The sequence below is a fragment of the Streptomyces sp. NPDC020983 genome (assembly GCF_044333485.1).
Taxonomy (GTDB): domain Bacteria; phylum Actinomycetota; class Actinomycetes; order Streptomycetales; family Streptomycetaceae; genus Actinacidiphila.
The window spans coordinates 47849-71390 of sequence record NZ_JBIRRA010000009.1 but is presented as its reverse complement, the minus strand read 5'-3'; the positions used below and the strand labels follow the sequence as shown (position 1 = coordinate 71390).

The window sequence follows — 23542 nt, the reverse complement described above, 5'->3', positions numbered from 1 at the left end:
CCCACCACCGAAAGGCAGGGACCGCCCCTCATGACCACGGCCTCCACCATCACCGTCCGGGGACTGGACGAACTCAAGGCGCTCGCCGGCACCGATCTGGGAACCAGCGACTGGATCGAGGTCACCCAGGAGCGGATCAACGGCTTCGCCGACGCGACCGGCGACCACCAGTGGATCCACACGGACACCGAGCGCGCCGCCGCGGGCCCCTTCGGTGCCCCGATCGCCCACGGGTACCTGACGTTGTCCCTGTTCATCCCGCTGTTCACGGCTCTGCTGGAGGTCGAGGGCGTCAGTACGAAGGTCAACTACGGCCTCAACAAGGTCCGTTTCCCCGCGCCGGTCCGCGTCGGATCCCGTCTTCGGCTGGCCGCGCGCCTGTCGGAGGCCGTGGACGTCCCCGGGGGGCTCCAGATCACCGTGGACGGCACCGTCGAGATCGAGGGCGGCGCCAAGCCCGCGGCGGTACTGCAGAGCCTGTCCAGGTTCTACGCCTGACCCCCGGCCGGCCCGGCGCGCGGGGAACGGCGAGTGGGCGCACCCCGGCGGGGTGCGCCCACTCGTTGCTGTGGTGGGTCAGTGCTGGAGGGTGAGGACGCCGGGTCGCCAGGGGAGCTGGTCGTAGGCTCCGCCTGCGCTGGGGTTCTTGCCCTGGTAGAGGAACTGGAGGTTGCAGGGGTCGATGGTCATGGTCTGGTCGGGGTTGTTGCGGACGAGGTCGCCGTGGCTGATGTCGTTGGTCCAGGTGGCGCCGCTGTTGGCCTTGCCGGCGAAGGGGTTGCTCTCGCTGGCGGCCTGGGGGGTCCAGGTGCCGCTGAGGCTGGAGGCTGTGAAGGACCGGAAGTAGCGTCCGTTGGCGCCCATGGCCTCGACGATCATGAGGTACTGGTTCTGGTTCTGGACCTTGTAGACCTGGACGGCCTCGAAGAGGTTGGCCTGGGTGTCGCTCATGACGGTGGTGTAGTTCGAGCCGAAGCTGCCGGGGAAGTTCCCGATGGGCATGCTGGCCCGGTAGATCTTGCCGTTGTCGCCGGCGAAGAACAGGTACATGTTCTGGCCGTCACCGATGAGGGTCTGGTCGATGGGGCCGGTCCCGGAGCCGGAGATGCTGCCGGTGAACAGCGGCTGCGGCGAGGACCAGCCGTTGGGGTTGGTCGGGTCGCTGCTGGTGCGGTAGATGAAGGGCCAGGCGCCCCACTGGTAGGCCAGCACCCAGATGTTCTTGGGTGCGAAGTAGAACAGGGTGGGGGCCACCGCCGACTGGCTCATCCCGGTCTGCCCGGCCGAGGCCATGTCCGACCAGTTCGTGAACGGGCTGAAGGCCATCGACCCGTAGGACGAGCCGTTCACGTTCGACGCGTACACCAGGTGCTTGCCGTTGTAGACGACGTTGGTGAAGTCCTTCAGCGACACCCACCCGTTCGCCGGCTGCGCCAGCGCACCCGTCGACGACCACCGGTACGACGACGGCAGCGAACACGTCCCACCCGACGTCGGCGGCGTGGTCGTCGACCCCGAGAGGCCGGACCACTTCTGGTTGCTGCCGCCGTTGCACGTCCAGATCTCCACCGCGGTGCCGTTGGCGGTCGCCGCGCCGGTGACGTCCAGGCACAGTCCGGACTCGACCCCGACGATCGTGCCGTCCGAGTTCACCCGCCACTGCTGGTTCGCGCCGCCGCTGCAGCTCCAGATCTGCACCCGGGTGCCGGCCGTGGTGGCGTGGCCCGGGACGTCCAGACACTTGTTGCCGTAGACCATCAGCTGGTTGCTGGCCGTCAGCGTCCACTGCTGGTTGGTACCGCCGGAGCAGTCCCAGATCTGCAGGTACGTGCCGTCGGTCTGGCTGGCGTTCGGCACGTCCAGGCAGCGGCCGGACTGGGTAGCGCGCAGGGCCCCGCTGGTGGCGGCCTGCGCCGGGTTGGCGACGAGCATGGCCACCACCACGCCCACGGCCGCGAGCATCGAGGTGAGCGCCACGAACAGACGCCTGTGGCGGAATCTTCCTCTGTGCATGAGGGAACTCCTCATCCTTCGGTAAGCGGTTCCGGCAGGGCCTGGTGCGGCCGTCCGGACTGTCGGTGCGGTGCGTCCGGCAGCGGCCCGCGGACGGGTGCCGGCGCCGGCGCCGTGCGGACCCTGGGGGGCCGCTGGTCCACCGGGGAGGATGCGTGAACAGCCGTTGCTGTTAGCGCTAACATGCGAAGACGGGCAGACGCCGGTCACCGGGTGGGCAACACCCGGTGCGGCGCGGCGGGTTGGGGGCGCGGCAGTTCTCCGGCGCCATGTCGACCTCATTTCTTGGCGCTCCGGCCGGGTGCGGGAAAGGGGCGCACCGGCCCGGATGCTGTGGGGGGACCAATCACGAGGGTCTGGCCGCCACGGCGTCAGGGACAGCGTGTCCCGACGTGGCGAGCAGGCGAAACGGTGGCAAGTGTGGACCCGTCCGCCCCGGAAGGTCAACGGCTCGCGGCGCGAAAATTTCGGCGTTCCGTCCGTGCCACCGCCCGTGCCGCACGCCGGGGAACACCCCGGGCGGCCGTCCTGAGGGCCGCCCGGCGGCCGGGGCGCCAGGATTCGCCGGGGCCCCCGGACCATCGGTCGTGCGTGGTCGGCGCGGGTGCGTCCGGCCGGCGCGTCCGGCCCGTGGCCGGCGTGCGAAACATTCGTGGCACGCGTGGAACTGCCGGTCGGCGGGCGGCCGCCCGCCGACCGTGAGCGGTCCGCGGGACGGGGCGGCCGGCCCCGCTCCCGGCGCCGACGTGGCGGGATGTGTGCGTGCGGACTGTGCGCGGGCTGTGCGATCTATTGACGTCCCCCTGTGGGCGCCCTATGGTGCCGCGAAATGTCCGTACGGCATCCGAGCGCCTCGCGCGATCGTGCCGCGGGCAGGTGTGGGTGACGGAACGACAGAGATCGCGTTGTTCGCGAAGTGCGAGAGGGAACCATGGTGTTAGCGCTCACCGCAGGGGGGGCCGCTCCGGGCCGGGTGGTGGCGGAGGAGCTGCGGATCTCGGTGACGAAGGGGTGGCGCCCGGCGTCTCCAGCGGATATGTTAGCGCTCACCCAGTGGACGGATCCCCAGCCAGCCGCACACGGCCACGCTTTGCCGCAGCCGGTGTCTCCCCCGCATGCCGCAGGAGCACCGGCGCTCTGCCAGTCATCGCACGCCACCCCCAGGTGAGCGCACACATCCATGCTCTGGTGTCGCGACCCTGACCCGTGGTGTCCCGGGAAGCACGTCACGTCGTTCAGCCTGTCAGACACCTGCCGCAACGGAGCCCCCGGACGGAGCTCCCGCGCGGGTCACCTGCGACACCACCGCGCTCATCTGTGCCCGGACCTTCCGCGCCACCTGCTGACCACTCACCAGCTGCACCCGCGGCAGTGCTGCTGTGCGCCCGCAAGGGGTGCGTCAGCAACCTGCACCAGTGCACCAGCCGCAATTCCCTCGAAGGAGCAGACATGATCGACAGACGCGGATTCCTCACCGCGGGCGCCGCGGTCTCGGCCGCCGGCATCCTCGCGGCGTGCGCGAAGAAGAATCCCGCCAAGTCCACCGGGTCGGACGGCAGCAGCGGCAGCAAGCAGATCACCCTGGGCTTCTCCCAGGTGGGATCGGAGAGCGGCTGGCGCGCGGCCAACACCCAGTCGGTGAAGGACGCCGCGAAGGCGGCCGGGATCAACCTCAAGTTCTCCGACGCGCAGCAGAAGCAGGAGAACCAGATCTCGGCGATCCGCAGCTACATCGCCCAGAAGGTCGACGTCATCTCGTTCTCGCCGGTCGTCGTCACCGGCTGGGACACGGTGCTGAAGGAGGCGAAGGCGGCCGGCATCCCGGTGATCCTCACCGACCGCTCCGTCGAGACCTCCGACCCGTCGCTCTACGTCACCCTGGTGGGCTCGGACTTCGAGATCGAGGGGGAGCGTGCGGCGCACATGCTGGAGAAGGTCCTCGCCGGCAACAAGGGCCCGGTGAAGATCGCCCAGCTGGAAGGCACCACCGGTGCCGCCCCCGCGATCGAGCGCGCCAAGGGCTTCGCCAAGATCATGAAGGCGAGCCACCCGGAGTGGAAGATCATCGCGAGCCAGACCGGTGACTTCACCAGGGCCGGCGGCAAGCAGGTGATGGCCGCCTTCCTGCAGGCGCACTCGGACATCGACGTGCTGTTCTCCCACAACGACGACATGGCCATCGGTGCCATCCAGTCGATCCAGGCCGCCGGCAAGACCCCCGGCAAGGACATCAAGATCGTGTCCGTCGACGGTGTGCACGACGGGTTCGTGGCGATGTCGAAGGGGCAGATCAACGGGATCGTGGAGTGCAACCCGCTGCTCGGCCCCCAGCTGATGGACGCGGTCAAGACGGTCCACGCGGGCAAGGGGTCGACGCTTCCCCGCTGGATCAAGACCAAGGAGAGCGACTACACGGCGGACCAGGCCGCGGCAGCACTGCCGAGCCGCAAGTACTGACACCCCGCCGACGAGGGGCCCCCGGGCGCGGGGGACCCCCGCCACGTCGCGACGATTCCAGCTAGGAGCGCTGCCATGGCAGAGCCTCGGCCCGTCCTCGAAATGACGGGCATAGTCAAAGAGTTCGCCGGCACACGGGCTCTGTCGGACGTCGACTTCCGCCTGTTCCCCGGCGAGATCCACGCACTCCTCGGGGAGAACGGGGCCGGGAAGTCCACCCTCATCAAGGTGCTGACCGGGGTGCACCCGCTCGACGGCGGAACGGTCGTCCTGGACGGGCGGCCGGTCCGCATCACCAGTCCGCTGCAGGCCCAGCAGGCCGGAATCAGCACGGTCTACCAGGAGGTCAACCTCTGCCCGAACCTCTCGGTGGCGGAGAACATCCTGATCGGCCGTGAACCGGTCGGGGTCGGCCGGATCCGGTGGAAGGAACTCCGCAGGCGGGCCGCGCAGCTGGTGACCCGGCTCGGCCTCGACCTCGATGTGTCCGCCCCGCTGGGCTCCTACCCGCTGGCCGTGCAGCAGCTGGTCGCCATCATCCGCGCCATCGGCTCCGGTGACCCCGCGGCCGGCGGCGTGACCGGGACCCGGGTGCTGATCCTCGACGAGCCGACGTCGAGCCTCGACCGCGACGAGGTGGAGCAGCTGTTCGCCCTCATGCGGCGGCTGAAGGACGAGGGCGTGGCGATCCTGTTCGTCTCGCACTTCCTCGACCAGATCTACGAGGTCTGCGACCGGATGACCGTCCTGCGCAACGGGACGCTGGTCGGCGAGCACCTGGTCGCCGACCTCGACCAGGTGAACCTGGTCAAGCTGATGATCGGCAAGGATCTGGACGAGCTGGAGGAACTCAGCGAGCACCACGCCGAGACGGACACCAGCGAGCCATGGCTGAAAGCGCAGGGCCTCTCCCGGGCCGGCGGCATCGCCCCCTTCGACCTGGAGGTCCGCGCCGGGGAGGTTCTCGGGCTCGCCGGGCTCCTCGGATCGGGCCGTACGGAACTGGCCCGGCTGCTGTTCGGTGCGGACACCTCCGACGGCGGCAAGGTGTACATCGGCGGCGAGCAGGCCGTGTTGCGGGAGCCGAACGACGCGATCGGCAGGGGGGTCGCCTTCCTGTCGGAGAACCGCAGGACCGAGGGCCTGGTCCCGGACCTGACGGTGCGGGAGAACATCATCCTCGCCCTTCAGGCCGCACGCGGGTGGACCCGTCCGGTACCGGCGTCGCAGCGGGACGAACTGGTCGCCAAGTACATCGCGGCGCTGGACATCCGCCCGGCCGACCCCGAGGCGAAGACCGGTTCGCTCAGCGGTGGCAACCAGCAGAAGGTCCTCCTCGCCCGCTGGCTGATCACGCAGCCGAAGCTGCTCATCCTCGACGAGCCCACCCGGGGCATCGACGTGGGGGCGAAGGCGGAGATCCAGAAGCTTGTCGTGTCACTGTCCGAAGAGGGTATGGCCGTGGTCTACATATCGGCCGAGCTGGAGGAGGTCCTCCGGCTCAGCCACACCATGGGCGTGCTCCGCGACCGCCGGCTCGTGGCCCGGCTGGCCAACGGGCCCGATGTCACTGCCGGGCGGGTCCTGGAGATCATTGCGAGCGGAGAGCATCAGTGAGCTTCACATCCCTGTGGCGCGCGGCGACACAGCACCGGCTGTTCTGGCCGGTGGCTGCCCTGGTCGCGCTGCTTGTGATCAACGTCCCCTTCACGCCGGGGTTCTTCGAGATCCATCTGAAGAACGGGCACCTGTACGGGAGCCTGGTCTCCATCGTGCTGTTCGGCTCCCCGCTCATCCTCGTGGCGATCGGTATGACCCTGGTGATCGCCACTGGGGGCATCGACCTCTCGGTCGGCGCCGTCGTGGCGATCTCCGGTGCCCTGGCGTGCCTGGTCGTCAGCAAGCAGGCGGACCAGGGCAGCGTGGCCGGAGTGCTGATGGCCTTCGCGCTGGCACTCGCCGTGGCCCTGGTGTGCGGCGCCTGGAACGGCCTGCTGGTCGCCCGGCTCGGCATCCAGCCGATCATCGCCACGCTGATCCTGATGGTCGCGGGCCGCGGTATCGCCCAGCTGATCACCAGCGGTCAGATCATCACCGTCAACAGTGACGCGTACTCGCTCATCGGCGGGGGTTACTGGCTGGCCCTGCCGTTCTCCCTCTTCGTGGTCGCACTGGTGGTCGTGCTGAGCATGGCGCTCACCCGCCGCACCGCCCTGGGACTGCTGGTCGAGGCGGTGGGCGGCAACGCCGAGGCGAGCCGGCTGGTGGGTATCCGGTCACGGCGCATCAAGATCATGGCCTACATGTTCTGCGGCCTGTGCGCGGGTATCGCCGGTCTGATGATCAGCTCCAACGTCTCCGCCGCGGACGGCAACAACGCGGGCCTGTGGATCGAACTCGACGCCATCCTCGCCGTCGTGATCGGCGGCACCTCGCTCACCGGTGGCAGGTTCCACCTCGGCGGCACGATCATCGGAGCGCTCATCATCCAGACCCTGACCACCACCATCTACACGATCGGTGTGCCCACCCAGACCAACCTGGTCTTCAAGGCCGCCGTCGTCATCGTCGTCTGCCTCATGCAGTCGCCCGTCTTCCGGGCCAAGGTGTTCGGCGCTCGCGCCAAGCGGCTCGGCCCCGGCCGGAAAACCCCGGGCGCGTCCGCCGAGGCGGCCCCGCGGATGGAGGTGTCGTCGTGAGCGTGATCGACGGTTTCCGGACACGTGCGGAGGGACGCCGGCTGCTGCAGGACCGCCGCCTGCCCGTCCTGGTGACAGCCGCGCTGTTCCTGCTCATGTTCGGCTTCGGCGCCTTCCGGTACCAGTCCTACGGGTTCCTGGACGCCCAGGTCTTCATGAACCTCTTCATCGACAACGGCTACCTGCTCGTCGCCGCGGTCGGTGCGACCTTCGTCATCCTCACCGGTGGGATCGACCTCTCGGTGGGCTCGGTCATCGGTTTCACGACGATGCTGACCGCCTGGCTCGTGGAGAAGCAGGGTCTGCCCCTCCTCCTCGTCGCTCCCATCGCCCTGGGGGTCGGCGCCTTCGGCGGCTACCTGATGGGCTACGTGATCCACCACTTCGAGATCGAGCCCTTCATCGTCACCCTGGCGGGGCTGTTCTTCTTCCGGGGGCTGTGCCTGGTCATCAGCAAGGAGTCGATCTCCATCACCGACCCCACGGTGGACCGGCTCGCCCAGACACATGTCGCACTGCCCGGCGGGTCGTTCCTCTCGATCGCCGCCGTCATCTCACTGGCGGTGCTCGCCCTCGCGTTCTACGTGCTGCACTACACACGGTTCGGCAGGCGGGTGTACGCCATCGGCGGGAACGAGCAGTCCGCGCTGCTGATGGGCCTGCCGGTGGCGGCCACGAAGATCGCCGTCTACACCGTCAGCGGTTTCTGCTCCGCGCTGTCCGGGCTGCTGTTCACCCTGTACATCCAGTCGGGTGACCCCCTGCACGCGGTGGGCCTGGAACTCGACGCCATCGCGGCGGTCGTGGTCGGCGGCACGCTGCTGACGGGCGGATCGGGCTACGTGGTGGGGACGTTGTTCGGCGTGCTGGTGCTGGGTCTGATCAAGACGCTCATCCAGTTCGAGGGCACGCTGAGTTCCTGGTGGACGAAGATCGCCACCGGGGTGCTGCTCTTCGCGTTCATCCTGATCCAGCGCGCCATGACGGCACGGAGCCGGACGTGAGCCGTCCGGCCCGCGGACCGGGGGGCGGGCACAGCGCCGCCCCCCGGGGGTGACGTTCCCGGGAGGACCCTACGCGGCCGCCTCCGCGGGGGCGGCCGGCGCGGCCGCGACGGCGGCGGGCGCCGAGTCCGCGGCGGTCGAGTAGTACACGGACCGGCCCTGCTTGGAACGCTGCACCTGCCCCCTGGCGACCAGGGCTTCGAGAGCGTTGCGCACCACGGTGGACTGGATCTTCCGGCCGGGGTGGGCCTGGGCGAGGGCGGTGGTCACCTCGGCGGCAGAACGGGGCTCGCTGCTCCCGGCGAGGTCGGCGACGACCAGTTCGACCAGCGTCGGCGCAGCCGCGGAAGCCTTCGCCGCGGCGCCGTCCCCGTCCTTCGCGGCCGGCTTGCGGGCCGCCTTCCCGGGAGCGCGCGGGGCCGCCTTGGGCTTGCGGGGCCGGGGTACCGCCGCCCGCGGGGGCTCGGGGGCCTCCGCGGGGGCCGGGGCCGGACCGGGGTCCTGCGCGGCGGCGGAGGAGGACCCGGCCAGGGCCTGCTGCACTCCGACGAGAAGAGCGTGGTCCTGTTCGAGATTCGTCAGCTTTTGCTGCAGCGACGCCAGTTCACCGGCGATGCGTTCCTTCTCCTTGGCCGTGCGTTCCAGGTCGGCCTGGATCTGGGCAAGGTACTGGGATTTCAACGTGGCATTGTCCGCCATGGCTGATCAGCTCGCTTTCCTGAGCACGTGCGGGCGGCGCCGGCTGCTGTCCGCTGCCGCCGTTCAGTGCTGGTACGCAGGGTGCGTCGCACCTGAGGGCACTTGGTACATCGCACCTTAGAGTAATCGGCGGTGTCTTCCGGCCACTTCCCCGGCACCGGCGCCGCCCGCGCCCGAGGACGGCCGGTGCCGTCCGCGCCACGCCGTCGTCCCCCGTCCGCACGAAAAAGGCCGTGCGGCCCGGGCGGGGAGGCCCGGGCCGCACGGCTTCGCCGGTGCTGCCGTGGTGCGGCGGTCGTCAGCCGACGGCGATGGAGAAGATGTGCAGCGCCACCTGGTTGGTGGCGGCGCCGGGTCCGACGTCGGGCAGGGTCAGGTAGGCGATGGTCTTGCCGGCCTTGAGCGGAACGGTCGCGGCGTACACGCTCACCTTCTGCTGGACCTTGCCGCCGCCGTTGTTGAAGTAGTCGGTCGTCGCGAGGACGTCGTTGCCCGCGGAGGGGGCGTTGGTCCACCAGTCGGGGAAGGACAGGGTGAAGTCCTGGGTGGTCCCGTCGGTGTACGTGATCGTTCCACTGCCCGAGGCGCTGCCGTAGTCCGCGGTGCCGAGGAAGCCGATCGTCGTGCCCTTCGCGGCGAAGGGGAAGGTCTGCCCGCCGGCCACGATGTTGTCGGGCGCGCCCGTCCCCGTGGTGGGCCAGGTGAACGTGAGGCCGTCGTGGGTGACGGTGCCGCCGGAGGCGATCCCCTGGGCCGCGAGGGCCTGCTGGGACAGGCTCTGGCCTCCGCCGTCGAGGTTGCCGCTGCCGGGGTCGGCGTCGTCACTGATGCCGACGTTGGTGACGACGTCGTGGATCGAGGAGTAGGGCACGAGCAGCTGCCCCGCGGCGGCGTCGCCGGCCTCGGCACCCTGGTAGGTGGCGGACGCGGCCAGTGCGTAGCTGCCCGGCGCGGCGTCCGGCGGGGGAGTGACGGTCCAGGTGGTGGTGACCGACGCACCGGCCGGGATGCGGGCGAAGACGGCGGGGGAGGTGGGCGTGGCGGTCCAGCCGTCGGGCACGGACAGCGTGACCGTGGCGTTCGGCAGCGCCGTGGGCCCGGTGTTGGTGTACGTGGTGGTTGCGGTGACGGGCGTTCCCGGGGTGACGATGCGCGCCGAGGAGACGGTGAGGGTGTGGTGGACGCGGATCACCGCGGAGCCGGTCACCCCGTGGACGGTCGCGCTGATGGTCGCGACACCGTTGCCCACCGTCGTGACCAGGCCGTCGCGGCTCACGGTGGCGACGGACGGGTCACTGCTGCGGTAACGGACCGCCGCACCGGACAGGTCCAGGAACGATCCGTCGTCGTTGACCGCCTGCACGACGTGGTCGGCGGTCACGCTCATGTTGCGGCCGGGCTGGGACGCGGGGTCGGTGTCGTCCTTGATCCACCGGTTGCGGCCGGTGAGGTCGATGGTGTCGCCGGCGTCGTAGACCACCGCCTCGGGCTGCACGGTCACGTAGCGGACGTGCGGGGTGAGGCTGCCGTGCACGGTCACGTCGGCCGATCCTGCGACGGTGGCCGCGTCGGGTCCGACCTCGAAGCGGTACCGGCCGTCGTAGACGACCTGCCTGGCCTTCCGGCCGTCGTGGAAGGCCAGGTCGGGGACCCGGACGTGCAGGGTGACGTGCTGGGTGGCGCCGGGCCGCAGGACCCGGGTCTTCTGGAAGCCGACCAGGCGCTTGGCCGGCAGCTCCCGGCCCTCGACGGTGAAGCCGGCCGCAGCGTAGAGCTGTGCGACCGTGGTCCCGGGTACGGAGCCGGTGTTGGTCACGTCGAAACTGATCGCGACGGTGCCGTCGGCGTCGGCGGAGCGGCGGTCGGCGCGGATGTGGGAGTAGGCGAAGGTGCTGTAGCTCAGGCCGTAGCCGAAGGGGTAGGTCGGGGTGCCGGTGAAGTACTGGTAGGTGCGGCCCAGGCCGCCGGTGCCACTCGGGGCGAGGTCGTAGTCGGAGATGTCCGGCAGCTGGGAGTCGTCCTTGTACCAGGTGAAGTTGAGGTGGCCGCCCGGGTTCTGCCTGCCGAACAGGACGTCGGCCAGCGCGTCGCCCTGGCTCTCGCCGTTGTAGCCGGCGAAGACGATCGCGGCGACCTGCGAACGGTAGGCCTCGATGGCCACCGGCCCGTCGGACTGGATGTCCAGGACGGTCCTGGGATTGCCGAGGGCGGCGACCTGGTCGATGAGGCTGCCGTAGTTGCCGGGCAGGGCCAGGCCGCTGCGGTCGTGACCCTCACCCGCGGTGGCCTCGTCGGTGCCCACCGCGACGACCACCAGGTCCGCGCTGCGGATGTCGGCCTTCGTCCCGTCGCCGAGCACAGCGGCGCCGGTCGCGGTGGTGGACGTTCCCGCGGCGTCGTAGACGACCTGCGCGTCCGGGTTGGCGGCCTTGACCTGCGCCGTGATGCCCTGCACGGCGTCCACCTTCTTGGTGGGGTCGCCCGAGTACCCGCCGAGGGTGACCTTGCCGGCCTGGTCGCCGACGATCACGACCTTGTCCAACGCGGCCGGGTCCTGCGGCAGCAGGGGTGTGCGGGCACCATCGGGCCTGTCGTTCTGCAGCAGGACGAGGGCGTTGTCGGCCACCGTCCGCGCGAGGTCCTGGTGGGCCGGTGACTCGATCGCGGCCTTGGTGATCTTCGTGTACGGCTGCTGGTCCACCGGGTCGAACTCCCCGGTCCGCATCCGTACGGTGAACAGGTGCACCAGCGCGTTGTCGATGACCCCCTCGCTCAGGATTCCCGCGGAGATCGCCTGTTCGAGGTTGAGTGACGTCGCCTCGGCACCGGTGCAGTTGACGTCGGTCCCGGCGCGCAGCGCGTACGCCTGGCCGCCGGCCGCGCCCGGGACCTGCTGCCCGGTGGCGGTGTCGGTCCAGGTGGCACTCGCGCCCTTGCGGTCGGTGGTCCAGCCGGGAGGTGCCCAGTCGTGGCCGGCGGGGAAGCTCTGGTAGGTGGTGCCGACCGCGCCGCAGTCGGAGGTGATGTACCCGCCGAATCCGAACGTGCGCCGGGCGATCTGGTCGGTGGTGTAGGTGTTGGCGACCGACGGGGTGCCGTTGATCGCGTTGTAGGACGTCATCAGTCCGGAGACGTGCGCCTTCTCGATCAGGCTCTTGAACTGGGCGGTGTAGTAGTCGTACAGGTCGTCGTCCGAGACGTTCGAGCTGATGCCGGTGCGGTCCTGCTCCACGTCGTTGAGCGCGTAGTGCTTCGCCGTGGCCGCGACCTTGAGGTACTTGCCCTGCGGGGTGCCGTCCGGGTTCTGCCCCTGGTAGCCGTTGACGTACGCGCCGGCTATCTGCGCCGCGAAGTAGGGGTCCTCACCGAACGCCTCGTCGGTGCGGCCCCATCGCGGGTCGCGGTCGAGGTTCACCGTCGGCGCCCAGTAGGTGAGCATGCCGTAGTCGTCCTTGGAGGGCCCGAGGTTGTTCTGGCCCGTTCCCCACAGCGACTTGTCGAGCAGGCCGCGGGCCTCGTCCGAGACGGCGGTGGTCTCCTTGTAGATCAGGCCCTTGTCCCAGCTCATGGAGGCCGCGAAGTTCGTGGGGAAACTGGTGGCGTGGACGCCGCCGGTCACCGGTCCGGGGTTGTTGTTCGCGAACAGCGTGTTGATGCCGTGCTGGCCCTCGCTCCAGTACGTGTACTGCTGGACGCCGAGGCGCGGGATGGCCGGTGCGCTGTTGGTCCGCAACTGCTGGACCTTCTCGTCGAGCGACATGCGGGAGACCAGGTCCGCGGCGCGTTCCTGGAACGAGTAGCCGGTGTCCAGGTAGATCGGCACCGAGGGGGCGGCTGCGGCTGGGGGTCTGGCGTGCGCCGGGGTGGTGGTGCACAGCAGGCCGACGGTGCACAGGGCCGCGGTGACCGCGTGCGTCGCAGTGTTTCGCAGTAAGCGCATGGCGCCTCCTCGTGTCTCGGGATCGTGCGGCTCCCACGCCGGTGGCCCGCCGGGAGCGCCGGCGGGCCGTGGGGCGGGGTGGTGCGGCTCTCGGAGCGCGGCTGCTGTCAGCCGAGCGTCCATTGCTGGTTGCTGCCGCCGTTGCAGGTCCACAGTTCGGCGAGGGCGCCGTTGGCGGTGGAGGCTCCGGTGACGTCGAGGCACAGGCCGGACTGGGTGCTGGTGACGGTGCCGTTGGAGTTGACGCTCCACTGCTGGTTGGCTCCGCCGTTGCAGGTCCAGGTCTCGACCTTGGTGCCGGCCGTGGTCTGGTTGTTGTACGCGTCCAGGCACAGCTGGCTGCCGCCGGAGAAGACCGTCAGCTGACCCGAGGACGTACGCGTCCAGCTCTGGTTGGCCTGCCCGTTGCAGTCCCAGATCTGCACCTGCGTGCCGGGTGTCGTCGAGGAGTTCGGCACGTCCAGGCACTTGCCCGCACCCACCGCGTGCAGCGCCCCGGTCGTACCGGTGCCGGAGGCGTTGGCGTATCCGGCGGCGGTGATGTTGGCCTGGACGGCGTTCTCGGTGTCGTCCGAGGGGTAGCCCGACGTCATGACGCCCTCGTAGAAGGTGCCCTGGGCGCCCTTGCTGTTGTCGCCGCCGGTGCCCAGGATGATGGCGCCCTGCTTGCGCATCGGGTTGTAGCCCGAGACGTTGGGCCGCGGACCGCTGTAGAAGGTGGACAGGCCGCCGGACTGGGCGTTGCCGCCGCGGATCGCCCACTGGTTGTGCGTGCCCTTGATGATGGCCGTGGTGTAGCGGTAGTTGATGGTCGGGTCGCCCGCGTTGTAGTGCTGGTTGACCCCGGAGAAGAGGCCGTTCTCCAGGTCGGCCATGATCCACGGCCCGTTGCCGGCGCCGTAGCCCCACACCTTGATGTTGCCGAAGTAGATGGCCTCCATCGTGCCGTTGCCGTCGTCGTTGCTGTCGGTCTCGGCGTTGCCGTAGTCGAAGCAGCAGCCGCCGTTGTAGTGGGTGCCGTCGAAGATGGCGTACATGCCCTCGGGGTTGTCGCCGGTGGCGATCCCGTTGGTGTGGTTGTTGCGGTAGCCGGTGCCGGGGGCGACGAAGACGCCGTAGGCCTTGTGCCCGCCGACCGTGGTGGGCGCGGCGGTGGCGCTGGCGAGGTTGTCGGGGCCGCCGGCCGCGCCGCCCCCGGGTGCCTGGGTCAGGTTGTTGTTGCGCCCCGACTGGTCGTAGATGACCGTGATCAGGCAGCTCGTGCCGGCGCAGAAGGAGTCCTGCGCGGCGGCGTCCGCGTACCCCCCGGCGCTCAGCAGCCCGATGTCCTTCGTCGCGTTGTCCGAGGCGCGCCGGACCTGGTAGAGCGGTCCGTTGTACGCCGAGTACAGCGCCCGCGTCGTACTGTGCGCCGCCACGCACGGCGTACCGCCGGTCGCGTAGATGTCACACGGCTCCGGGGTGGCGGCCCGTGCCGTACCGGCTCCCACGGCGCCCCCGGCCAGACCGCCGACGACGAGCAGAGCCGCTGCTGCCAGCTTGGCCGGAAGACCGGCGCGCCGGCGAGGTGGGGTGGGGGCCGGGGTGCCGCCGGCCTCCGGCCGGCGCCGGTGCAGGGCCGCTTCCCGGATGCGGCGGATGCCGCGCAGGGGAGGCGTACCCCCTCGTGTCGGTCTGTCGTCCATCGGATCTCCCTCCTGGAGCGCCGCCCCGCGGGGCGGCGCGTGCTGGCGCTGTCACGGGTGAGCGGGCGGCGGGTTCCGCGAGACCGGCCGGGCAACGGCAGGGGACGGGCCGGGCGCATCGGTGGACGGTGCGCGCACGGGCCGGCGCCTCGGGGCCGGCACGGCGGCAACGGGTCTGACGTTCACGCAGGTCTCCTGGCAGGTGGGGGCAGCCAAGGGCGAGCGTGCACCAGGTATTGTGAGCGCTAACAAACTCGCCGGTGGCACACCCGTTTTTCGGGACAGCGTCTGTCGTCGGAACGACGGCAGCGTGCTGCATGGGGCACGTGGTGTCAAGACCTCCCGCTCGTTCGGCCCGATCCGGCGGACCCGGGGGTCGCTGTCGTATACATCGGGGCCGGCCGGGGCCGCCGGGTCCCGGGTGAGCGGTCGCGGTAGGTCAGGGCGGTCGGGCCCGGCCGGGTGGCGGAGGCCGGGGGAGTGGGCCGCCGGCCTCCGGTGTGTGGCCAGTTGCGCGCCTGTGGCCTGCGCATTTCGGGGGCGGATGCCGGGGGCCGGTGGGATGTCCGTGGGTGCGGGGACCGGATGCGCAGACGGTCCGGGACCGGTCCGCTGCAGGACTCTTGAGTTCCGCCGCCGGTATGTGTCAGTCTCATCTCGTCCCACTGCTGCGGTCACCCCGGCCGTGGGTATGCAACTCGTCTCCGTGCAGTCCCCCCACGCGAGGGTTGTGAGCGCTCACATCGAAGGCGCCGCGGGCCCTCAATGCAGGAGTCCCCGTGAGCACAGCAGCGCACCCACCACCGAGGCCCACGCCCGCGCGCCGAGGCGGCGTGTCGCACCCCGGTACCGCCGGCCGAGGGCCGCGCACGGTCGCCGGCGCCACCTGACCCCTGCTCGGCGGCCTCCCGCCGCCCGTGCGCGGGTCCCCAGGGGCGGGGCCCGCGCTCCCGGGGCCGGCCCCGGTCACCGCCTGCGGAGCACGCGGTACGGGCCGGCGCCGCCGTGGCGGCCGCTGCCGGCCGCACGCCCTGACCCGACCCGGGGCCGTCCGCCCTCCTCACCAGACGGGGAACCTGATGAAAAGACCCTTCACCGCGCTCCTGCTCGCCCTGGCCGCGGCACTCTGCTTACCGGGCGTCACCGCGACGGCCCCGGCGGCCGCCGCCACCGCGGCTTCCACGACACCGCTGACCCTCATGCCGCTGGGTGACTCGATCACCTGGGGCGTGGGAAGCAGCACCGGCAACGGATACCGTGCCGCGCTGTACAACGGGCTCGCCGCCGACGGCCATCCGCTCGACTTCGTCGGATCGCTGCGCGGCGGGACGATGTCGGACCCCGACAACGAGGGGCACTCCGGCTACCGCATCGACCAGGTGGCCGCCCTCACGGACGCGGCCCTGTCCCGCTACCAGCCCAACGTGGTCACCCTGGAGATCGGCACCAACGACCTGAACGGCAACTACCAGGTCTCCACCGCCACCACCCGGCTGAAGTCGCTCGTCGACCAGATCACCCGCGACGTCCCCTCCGCGACCGTGCTGGTGGCCTCGCTCGTGGTCTCCACCAGCGGTACCGAGGAGCAGTACCGCGGCGCGTACAACCAGGCCATCCCCGGCATCGTGCAGAGCGAGCAGGCCGCGGGCAAGCACGTCGGGTACGTGGACATGAGCGCGGTGACCACCGCGGACCTCTCCGACTACCTGCACCCGAACGACAACGGCTACCAGAAGATGGCCGACGCCTTCCGGCGGGGTGTCCAGGCGGCCGACAGCGCCGGCTGGCTGGGCGGCTCCGGCTCCGGCACCGCTTCGGGACCGGTCCGCTCCGGCATCGCGGGCAAGTGCCTCGACGTCAGGAACGGCAGCGGCACCGACGGCACCCCGGTCCAGATCTACACCTGCAACAACGCCGCCGCCCAGAACTGGACGGCCTACGCCGACGGCACCCTGCGCGCGGTCGGGAAGTGCCTGGACGCCACCGGCCGCGGCACGGCGAACGGGACGAAGATCGAGATCTGGACCTGCAACGGCGGCGCCAACCAGGTCTGGCAGGCGGTGAACGGGTCGTACCGCAATCCGGTGTCCGGCCGCTGCCTGGACGACCCCGCCTCCTCCACGACCGACGGCACGCAGCTCCAGTTGTGGGACTGCAACGGCCAGGCCAACCAGAAGTGGAGCGCCCTGGTCCCCGGCTGAGCCACGCCGACGACGAACGCCGGGCCGGCGTCCCCCCCGGTGGGCGCGACGCACGGGCCCGACACAGCGGGAGCCCCCTCCCACATCCGAAGGAGAGCCGATGCACAGCTCCGCACTGTCCCGATCCACCGGCGTACGACGGGCAAGACCCCTGCTCATCCTCCTGCTCGCACTGGCGATGGCCGCGGCCGTCTTCGGCGGCCGGGCCGCCGCGAGCGACCCGGGCGCCCGGACGGCGTCCGCCAACGCCGGTACGGCGGCCGCCGCGGCCTCGTCCCTGCCCTGCGACATCTACGCCGCCGGCGGCACACCCTGTATCGCGGCGCACTCCACGACCCGGGCGCTGTTCGCCGCCTACAGCGGGCCGCTCTACCAGGTCCAGCGCGCCTCCGACCACACGTACCACGACGTGGGCCTGCTGGCCGCGGGCGGGTACGCCGACGCCTCGTCCCAGACGTCGTTCTGCGCGGGCACGTCGTGCATCATCAGCAAGATCTACGACCAGACCACCCGCCACAACGACATGCCCATCTCCTGGGGCGGCTACTGGAAGGGCCCGGGCGCGAACGGGGCGGACGTCGGCGCCGACGCCGCGGCGCTGCCGGTCACCGCGGGCGGCCACCCCGTCTTCGGAGTCAAGGTCAAGCCGGGCGTGGGCTACCGGATCGACCACGCCAGCGGGGCCCCCACCGGCTCCCAGCCCGAGGGCATCTACATGGTGACCTCGTCGAACTACACCAACCAGTGGTGCTGCTTCGACTACGGCAGCGGTGAGAACACGCACACCGACACCGGCAACGCCACCATGAACTCGATCTACTGGGGCAACGCCTGCTGGTTCGGCGGCTGCACCGGCACCGGTCCCTGGGTCGAGGCCGACCTGGAGAACGGCATGTTCCACACCGGCAGCGGGTCCAACCACGACGCCAACAACCAGGGCGTGCACTTCCCGTTCGTGAGCGCCTGGGAGAAGAACAACGGAACCAGCAACTTCACGCTGAAGTACGGGAACGCCGCCAGCGGAAGCCTCACCACGACCTACTCGGGAGGGCTGCCGAACGGCTACTCGCCGATGAAGACGGACAGTTCCCTGCTGCTGGGGACCGGCGGCGACAACAGCGTGTCCGGCCAGGGCGAGTTCTTCGAGGGCGCGATCACCGCCGGCTTCCCGTCGGACGCCACGGAGAACGCCGTGCAGGCCAGCATCACCGCTGCCGGCTACGGCGGCACCTCCGGCGGTGACGGCACGGGCGGCGTGGTGCGCGGCAACGCCTCCGGACGCTGCCTGGACGTGCCCAACCTGAGCCAGACCAACGGCACGCAGACCGAGCTGTGGGACTGCAACGGCGGCTCGAACCAGCAGTGGACCCTCACCGCCGCCAAGGAGCTGCAGGTCTACGGCAGCAAGTGCCTCGACGACGAGGGCAGCGGAACGGCCAACGGCACCAAGGCGATCATCTGGGACTGCAACGGCCAGAACAACCAGAAGTGGAACATCAACTCGGACGGCAGCATCACCAACGTCCAGACGGGCCTGTGCCTCGACGCGAGCGCGTACGGCACCGCCAACGGCACCCTGGTGCAGCTGTGGACGTGCACCGGAGCCACCAACCAGAAGTGGGCACGCAGCTGACGTGACCCGCGAGCGCGACAGCCGCCCCCGGCCGTGACGGCCGGGGGCGGTCTGCCGGGCACGGGCCGGGCGCCGCGGGCCGGGCGGCCCGAGGGAGCCCTCGGCTCCGCTCAGCGGCCGAGCCAGCCCCCGTCGACGGGGATGAGCGCGCCGTGGACGTAGTCGGAGGCGGCCGAGGACAGGAACACCACGGCTCCGCCGATGTCCTCCGGTGCGGCCCACCGTCCGGCGGGGATCCGGTCGAGGATGGCGGAGTAGCGGGCGGGGTCGTCCCTGAGGGCCTGCGTGTTGTCGGTCGCCACGTACCCGGGCACCACGGCGTTGACGTTCACCCCGCGCCCGGCCCATTCGTTGGCCAGGGCCCGGGTCAGGCCGGCGACACCGGACTTCGCGGCCGTGTAGCCGGGGACGTTGATGCCGCCCTGGAAGCTGAGCAGGGAGGCGGTGAAGACGACCTTGCCCTGCCCCCGGTCGATCATGCGCCTGCCGACCTCGCGGGTCAGGGTGAACTGGCTGCTGAGGTTCACCGTGAGGACGTGGTCCCAGTCGTCGTCGGAATGCTCGGCGGCCGGGGCCCGGGCGATGGTTCCGGCGTTGTTGACCAGGATGTCGACCGGCCGGTCCAGCTCCCCGAGGTCCGCCGCGAGACGCGCGACGGCGGCACGGTCGGCGAAGTCCGCCTGCAGGGCGGTGCAGCTGCGCCCGAGCGCCGTCACCCGCTTCTCGACCTCGCTGCCGGACGGCTCCAGGTGGGCGCTCACGGCCACGATGTCGGCCCCCGCGGCCGCCAGCGCCTCGGCGACGGCGAGCCCGATGCCCCTGCGGGCGCCGGTGACGACGGCGAGCCTGCCCGTCAGGTCGAACGGCGTACGGATCGTCGTCATCGTGCGTGCGCTCCCGTGTCGGACTGGCAGTCGATCAGGACCTTCATGACTCCGCCTCCGCCTTCGAGGGCCTCGAAGGCCTGCGCGGCCCGCTCGATGGGCTCGACGCGCGAGATGAGCGACCCGGCCGGGATGTGCCCCTCGGCGATCAGGCCCACCGCCGTCTCGAAGTCCTCGCGGTCGTAGAGCCGCGCCCCGAGAAGGGTGAGCTCGCGCCAGAAGAAGCGGTGCAGGCTGATCTCGCGCGGTGCCGGATGGATGGCCACCTGCACCAGCCGGCCGCGCGTGGCCAGCGCGTCGACGGCGGTGCTCACCCCCGCCGCGGCGCCCGAGACCTCGAAGGCCACGTCCGCCCCGGCGCCGCCCGTCCAGTCGGCCACCGCCTGGACGGCGTCGGTCGCCAGGGGGTCGAGGGCCGTCAGGCCGAGGGACTCGGCGATACCGCGCCGGTAGGGGTCCGGTTCGGCCAGGAGCAGGTCGGCCCCGCCGCGGCGGGCCACGATCGCGATGAGCAGGCCGATGGGCCCGCCGCCGACGACGAGGGCCTTCTCGCCGTCCCGCAGCCCGGCGCGCCGCACGTCGTGCACCGCCACCGCGGTGGGCTCGGTGAGTGCCGCGCGGTCCAGGGGCAGGCCCTCGGGGAGCCGGACGAGCGTCTCGGCCGGAACCGTCCAGCGTGACTGCAGGGACCCGGCCGCGTCGATGCCGAGGAAGACCAGGTGGTGGCAGATGTGGCGGTGGCCGGCGTGGCACGCGGGACACCGTCCGCACGGCACCAGCGGCATGACCGTGACGCTGTCGCCCGCCTCCCACCCGGTGACGTCGGCGGCGGCCTCGGCCACCCGTCCGGACATCTCGTGCCCGATGACCTGGGGCGGGCCCACCCGGGCGTCCATGGAGCCGTGGAAGATGTGCAGGTCGGTACCGCAGATGCCGGTGTAGGCCACGTCGATCGCCACGTGTCCCGGCGGAGGGGGCGCGGCTGCGGTGCCGTTCTCCAGCGCCAGCGTGCGGGGCGCGGTGTAGGCCACTCGTCGTGCGTTCACGCGGGGGACTCCTCTCCCAGGTGCCAGATCTCCTGCAGGTCGGACCAGTTCCCGCCGGCCCCGCTGTCGGGCCACGGTTCCTGGCACGGGTCGGTCAGCTGCCACCAGCGCCGGGTGTCCGGGTCGGCGGCGATCGAGGCGAGATCGGCCTCGAAGTCGTCCCCGTGGTATTCGAAGTAGCCGAACAGGACGTCGTCGCGGAGGAAGATCGTGTAGTTGCGGATGTGCGCCGCGCGCAGCGCGGCCTCCACCCCCGGCCACACGGAGCGGTGCAACTCCAGGTACTCCTCGCGGCGTTCGGGGCGCAGCCGGATGGTCTGGGCGAGGCGTCTCATGCGGATTCCTTTCTCATGCGGGCCGGTCGGGCCCCTCGGGGACGGGCGCCGGTCCCCGGTCCCGCAGCCGGTAGGTCCGGAGCGCGTTGGTGCGCATCACCGCGTCGGCCCCGGCCGCCGGCAGATCGGCGACCGCTTCGCGGACCAGGTCCAGCCAGGAGCCGTACGAGGTGGCGAGCGTCATCACCGGCCAGTCGCCGCCGTACAGGCACCGGTCGGGGCCGAACGCCTCCAGCACCTCCCGGACCACGGCGAGCAGGGCGGTCGCGCCGGTTCCGGGCGCCGCCTCGGTGGCGAGCCCGGACAGCTTGCAGACGACGTTGTCCCTGCGGGCGAGCCGGAGCAGATCCGGCCGCCACGCGGCGTCGGGGACGGGGACGGACGGCTTGCCGAGGTGGTCGAGGACGACGAGGGTCTGCGGGCAGGCGGCGGCCAGCTCGGCGAGTTCGCCGAGCTGCCACTGCCGTACGCACGCGTCGAACGGCAGCCCCGCCTGCCCCAGCAGCCTCACACCGGCGCGGAAGTCCGCACCGGCGGTGAAACCCGGTGCCTCGTCCTGGATGTTGTGGCGCACCCCGACGACGAACGGGTCGGCGGCGAAGCGGCGGACGGCGTCCGGTGCTCCGGCGGGGTCGTCCAGGCTCACGTGCGCGACGGCACCGCGGATCCACGGCCGGGTGCGCGCCAGGCCGCGCACCCACTCCACCTCGTCGCCGGCCTGGCCCGGATTCCGGCCGGCTTCGACGAAGACCGCCTCCACCGGCTCGGGCGCGCCGCCGAGGAAGCCGTCGGGGGAGAAGGGCCGGTCGAGGGCGGGAACGTCGGCGAGCCACGGGTAGGCCAGGTGCCGCGGGTCCCAGAAGTGGACGTGGCTGTCGAGCACCCGCGCGCGCCCCGCAGCGGGGACCTCCGGGCCGGCTGCGCCCGTCGTGCGGCCCGTCACGACGCCTCCTGCTGTGCCGGCCCGTCGAAGGGGGACCGGTAGCTGGGCCGACGGGTGCGCAGGCCGAGCCGCAGGGTGAGCCGGACCGTGCTGGAGCGGGGCAGCTCCACCCGCAGCCAGGGTCCGCCGACCTCCGCCGACGCGGCGGTCACCCTCGGCGGGGTGTGCCCGTAGTCGTACAGGTCACCGATCCAGGAGGGGTCCTCGCAGACGCTGTACTCCACCGAGCGGATGGTGTGCTCGCTGAACGCGCCGGCCTGGACGATCACCGATCGCGCCGCCTCGGGATCGAGGTTGACCAGGTCGACGACCGTGGCGTCCGGGTCGACGGCCGACACCAGTGCCGCGACCCCGGCGGGCAGGCCCGGACGGCGGGCGTCGGCGTCGTGGTAGCGCACCCGCGCCTGCTGCAGACCGCCGTTGTAGACCACCTGGGGGCCTCCCCAGGTCAGCTGCACCAGCGCCTCGGTGACCACCGGGTTGGACTGCTGCCACAGATGGATGTCCGCCTCCGGCACGTCCCAGTGGCGGTACTTCTCCATGCGCGCCAGCCGGTGCCGCACCTGCGCCTGGGCCGCTGCCAGGATCTTCTCGGGGTAGGCGGGGTCGTCGCCCGCAAGGAACGCCAGCCAGGGCTCCTCGTGGCCGGCCTCCTCCTTGCTGCGGAAGGGCCGGACCGTGCGCCAGTCGTATCCCGCGGCGGCGCGCAGGCGCTCGATGCGCGCCCGGTCGGCCTCGGAGGCGGTGTGGTGCCACAGCGCCGTCGGGACCGCCATCAGCATGGGGTTGTAGTCGAACCAGCCCTCGTCGGCGTACCGGAACGGCACGTGCAGGGTCGGGGTGTGCACGTCCTCCGCGAGCTGCGGGATCCACTTGGACGTGATGCTGGAGTCGGCCTCGGTGAAGGCCATCACCTTGCCGTGCGAGATGATCTCGTCCAGGACCGGCCGTACCAGGTCCAGGTGCGAGTCGTCGCCGGTGACCGCGGCACCCGCCAGGGCGGCGACGATCGCCGCGTGCCCCACGCTGTACCAGCCGTGCGGCCAGGACCAGCCGTAGTGGCCGCCGTACCAGCGCCCCTCCAGCAGCCCGCCGACGGTTCCGTCCGGCGCGACGTTGTCCGGCAGGAGGCCCCCGTTGGCGGCGGCGCGCTCGCGCCACGCGCCCACGTACTCGGCGATCCAGTCCGCGTAGCGCTGCTCGCCGGAGAGGATCCAGGCGTTCAGGACCAGTCCCGCCGCGGAGAGGTTGACCGCGGTGTCGCCGACGCCCATCCGGCGGCGCATCTCCGCACCGAGCCGCGGGTCGGCGTCGAGCGGCGGCTGCTCCGCGTCCGGGGGCAGGATCCACCCCAGCGGGAAGCCGTACATCTGCGCTTCCTTCGGCAGCCACGGGTAGGAGTCGCCGTCCGACAGGCCGTCCCGCCCGGGGTCGCTGCCGTTGTGCGGGCGGCGGATGATGCGCAGGTCGGGGTCGTAGTTGCCGTGCCCGGGGTCGACGTACAGGTCGGCGAAGCGCTGTGCCCGCCCGGCCCACCGGTCGGGGGCGGCCATGCACAGGAAGTACAGCAGCAGCAGGCTCTCGCCCTGGTGGAACCAGTCGTAGCCGCGTTCGTACTCGTCCTTGAGCATGCCCAGTTCGGTCAGCTGGCGGGTGACGCCCTCCCAGTGGAGCTCGGACTGGGCCAGCAGGTCGTCCGCCCCGCCGAGCAGGTACAGCTGGGGCCAGTTGAAGAAGACCTCGTAGAAGTCGTCCACGCCGTCCCGGGAGGTCAGCTCGCCGGTGTAGCGCAGCCGTCCGTCGGGCCCCGTGAAGTCGCGGGCGAACCGGCGCCAGGCCCGGTCGAGCAGGTCGAACAGCTCGCGCTGCGCTGTCGCCCAGCCCGGCGGTTCGAGCAGTGGCACCGAGGCCGTGATGACGGGATGCATCGGGAGGAGCTCCATTCGCGTTCGGGCCCGGCCGCGTTCGGGCACGGCGCTGCCGGCGCGGCGGCCGGGGCTCGC

Annotated in this window: 16 protein-coding genes; 7 read left to right on the top strand and 9 right to left on the bottom strand. The window is 71.3% G+C overall.

From position 1 onward, the window contains the following. Positions 1–30: 30 nt before the first annotated feature. Positions 31–498: a MaoC family dehydratase gene (locus ACH4SE_RS21345; protein WP_398544985.1), complete on the top strand. Its 468-nt coding sequence runs from the start codon at positions 31–33 to the stop codon at positions 496–498. 78 nt (positions 499–576) lie between these two features. Here ACH4SE_RS21345 and ACH4SE_RS21340 read toward each other — a convergent pair whose 3' ends face one another. After that, entirely contained in the window at positions 577–1962 is a 1386-nt protein-coding gene (locus ACH4SE_RS21340; RefSeq protein ID WP_398545258.1) for a non-reducing end alpha-L-arabinofuranosidase family hydrolase, read from the bottom strand. Between the two features lie 1500 nt (positions 1963–3462). Here ACH4SE_RS21340 and ACH4SE_RS21335 point away from each other — a divergent pair. The 4 genes from ACH4SE_RS21335 to yjfF all read left to right on the top strand — a co-directional run bounded on the left by ACH4SE_RS21335 (position 3463) and on the right by yjfF (position 8173). After that, positions 3463–4470 (top strand): substrate-binding domain-containing protein, encoded by a 1008-nt coding sequence (locus ACH4SE_RS21335; protein WP_398544984.1) that lies wholly within the window; start codon positions 3463–3465, stop codon positions 4468–4470. Positions 4471–4545: 75 nt separating this feature from the next. Continuing rightward, on the top strand, positions 4546–6087 hold the full coding sequence (locus ACH4SE_RS21330; protein ID WP_398544983.1) for a sugar ABC transporter ATP-binding protein: 1542 nt from the start codon (positions 4546–4548) through the stop codon (positions 6085–6087). Next, the gene (locus ACH4SE_RS21325) at positions 6084–7169 is read left to right on the top strand and encodes an ABC transporter permease (RefSeq protein ID WP_398544982.1); all 1086 of its coding nucleotides are present in this window, start codon (positions 6084–6086) and stop codon (positions 7167–7169) included. The genes ACH4SE_RS21330 and ACH4SE_RS21325 overlap by 4 nt, the downstream gene beginning before the upstream one ends. Beyond that, positions 7166–8173 carry a galactofuranose ABC transporter, permease protein YjfF gene (yjfF, locus tag ACH4SE_RS21320; protein ID WP_398544981.1) on the top strand — a complete coding sequence of 336 codons (1008 nt, stop codon included), beginning with the start codon at positions 7166–7168 and terminating at the stop codon, positions 8171–8173. The genes ACH4SE_RS21325 and yjfF overlap by 4 nt, the downstream gene beginning before the upstream one ends. Positions 8174–8242: 69 nt before the next feature. On the opposite strand, the gene ACH4SE_RS21315 is transcribed toward yjfF, so the two are convergent. The 3 genes from ACH4SE_RS21315 to ACH4SE_RS21305 form a co-directional block, all read right to left on the bottom strand. Continuing rightward, entirely contained in the window at positions 8243–8854 is a 612-nt protein-coding gene (locus ACH4SE_RS21315) for a hypothetical protein (RefSeq protein ID WP_398544980.1), read from the bottom strand. Positions 8855–9170: 316 nt separating this feature from the next. After that, positions 9171–12812, bottom strand: a complete 3642-nt coding sequence (locus ACH4SE_RS21310) for a glycoside hydrolase family 3 C-terminal domain-containing protein (RefSeq protein ID WP_398544979.1) — start codon at positions 12810–12812, stop codon at positions 9171–9173. A gap of 107 nt (positions 12813–12919) precedes the next feature. Next, on the bottom strand, positions 12920–14497 hold the full coding sequence (locus ACH4SE_RS21305) for an arabinofuranosidase catalytic domain-containing protein (protein WP_398544978.1): 1578 nt from the start codon (positions 14495–14497) through the stop codon (positions 12920–12922). Positions 14498–15576: 1079 nt separating this feature from the next. On the opposite strand from ACH4SE_RS21305, the gene ACH4SE_RS21300 reads away from it, so the two are divergent. Beyond that, positions 15577–16698, top strand: coding sequence for a ricin-type beta-trefoil lectin domain protein (locus ACH4SE_RS21300; protein ID WP_398544977.1), 1122 nt, complete (start codon positions 15577–15579; stop codon positions 16696–16698). 100 nt (positions 16699–16798) lie between these two features. After that, complete coding sequence (locus tag ACH4SE_RS21295; protein ID WP_398544976.1) at positions 16799–18331, top strand: arabinofuranosidase catalytic domain-containing protein; 1533 nt, start codon at positions 16799–16801, stop codon at positions 18329–18331. 110 nt (positions 18332–18441) lie between these two features. Here ACH4SE_RS21295 and ACH4SE_RS21290 read toward each other — a convergent pair whose 3' ends face one another. Genes ACH4SE_RS21290 through ACH4SE_RS21270 form a run of 5 tightly spaced genes read right to left on the bottom strand, consistent with a single transcriptional unit; the run spans position 18442 to position 23467 of the window. Then, positions 18442–19215 carry an SDR family oxidoreductase gene (locus ACH4SE_RS21290; RefSeq protein WP_398544975.1) on the bottom strand — a complete coding sequence of 258 codons (774 nt, stop codon included), beginning with the start codon at positions 19213–19215 and terminating at the stop codon, positions 18442–18444. Next, positions 19212–20261: a zinc-binding dehydrogenase gene (locus ACH4SE_RS21285; RefSeq protein ID WP_398544974.1), complete on the bottom strand. Its 1050-nt coding sequence runs from the start codon at positions 20259–20261 to the stop codon at positions 19212–19214. Before ACH4SE_RS21285 ends, ACH4SE_RS21290 begins: the two co-directional genes overlap by 4 nt. Continuing rightward, complete coding sequence (locus ACH4SE_RS21280; protein WP_398544973.1) at positions 20258–20596, bottom strand: L-rhamnose mutarotase; 339 nt, start codon at positions 20594–20596, stop codon at positions 20258–20260. Before ACH4SE_RS21280 ends, ACH4SE_RS21285 begins: the two co-directional genes overlap by 4 nt. A 13-nt stretch (positions 20597–20609) precedes the next feature. Continuing rightward, positions 20610–21539 carry an amidohydrolase family protein gene (locus ACH4SE_RS21275; RefSeq protein WP_398544972.1) on the bottom strand — a complete coding sequence of 310 codons (930 nt, stop codon included), beginning with the start codon at positions 21537–21539 and terminating at the stop codon, positions 20610–20612. Beyond that, positions 21536–23467: a hypothetical protein gene (locus tag ACH4SE_RS21270; RefSeq protein WP_398544971.1), complete on the bottom strand. Its 1932-nt coding sequence runs from the start codon at positions 23465–23467 to the stop codon at positions 21536–21538. Before ACH4SE_RS21270 ends, ACH4SE_RS21275 begins: the two co-directional genes overlap by 4 nt. Positions 23468–23542 lie beyond the last annotated feature (75 nt).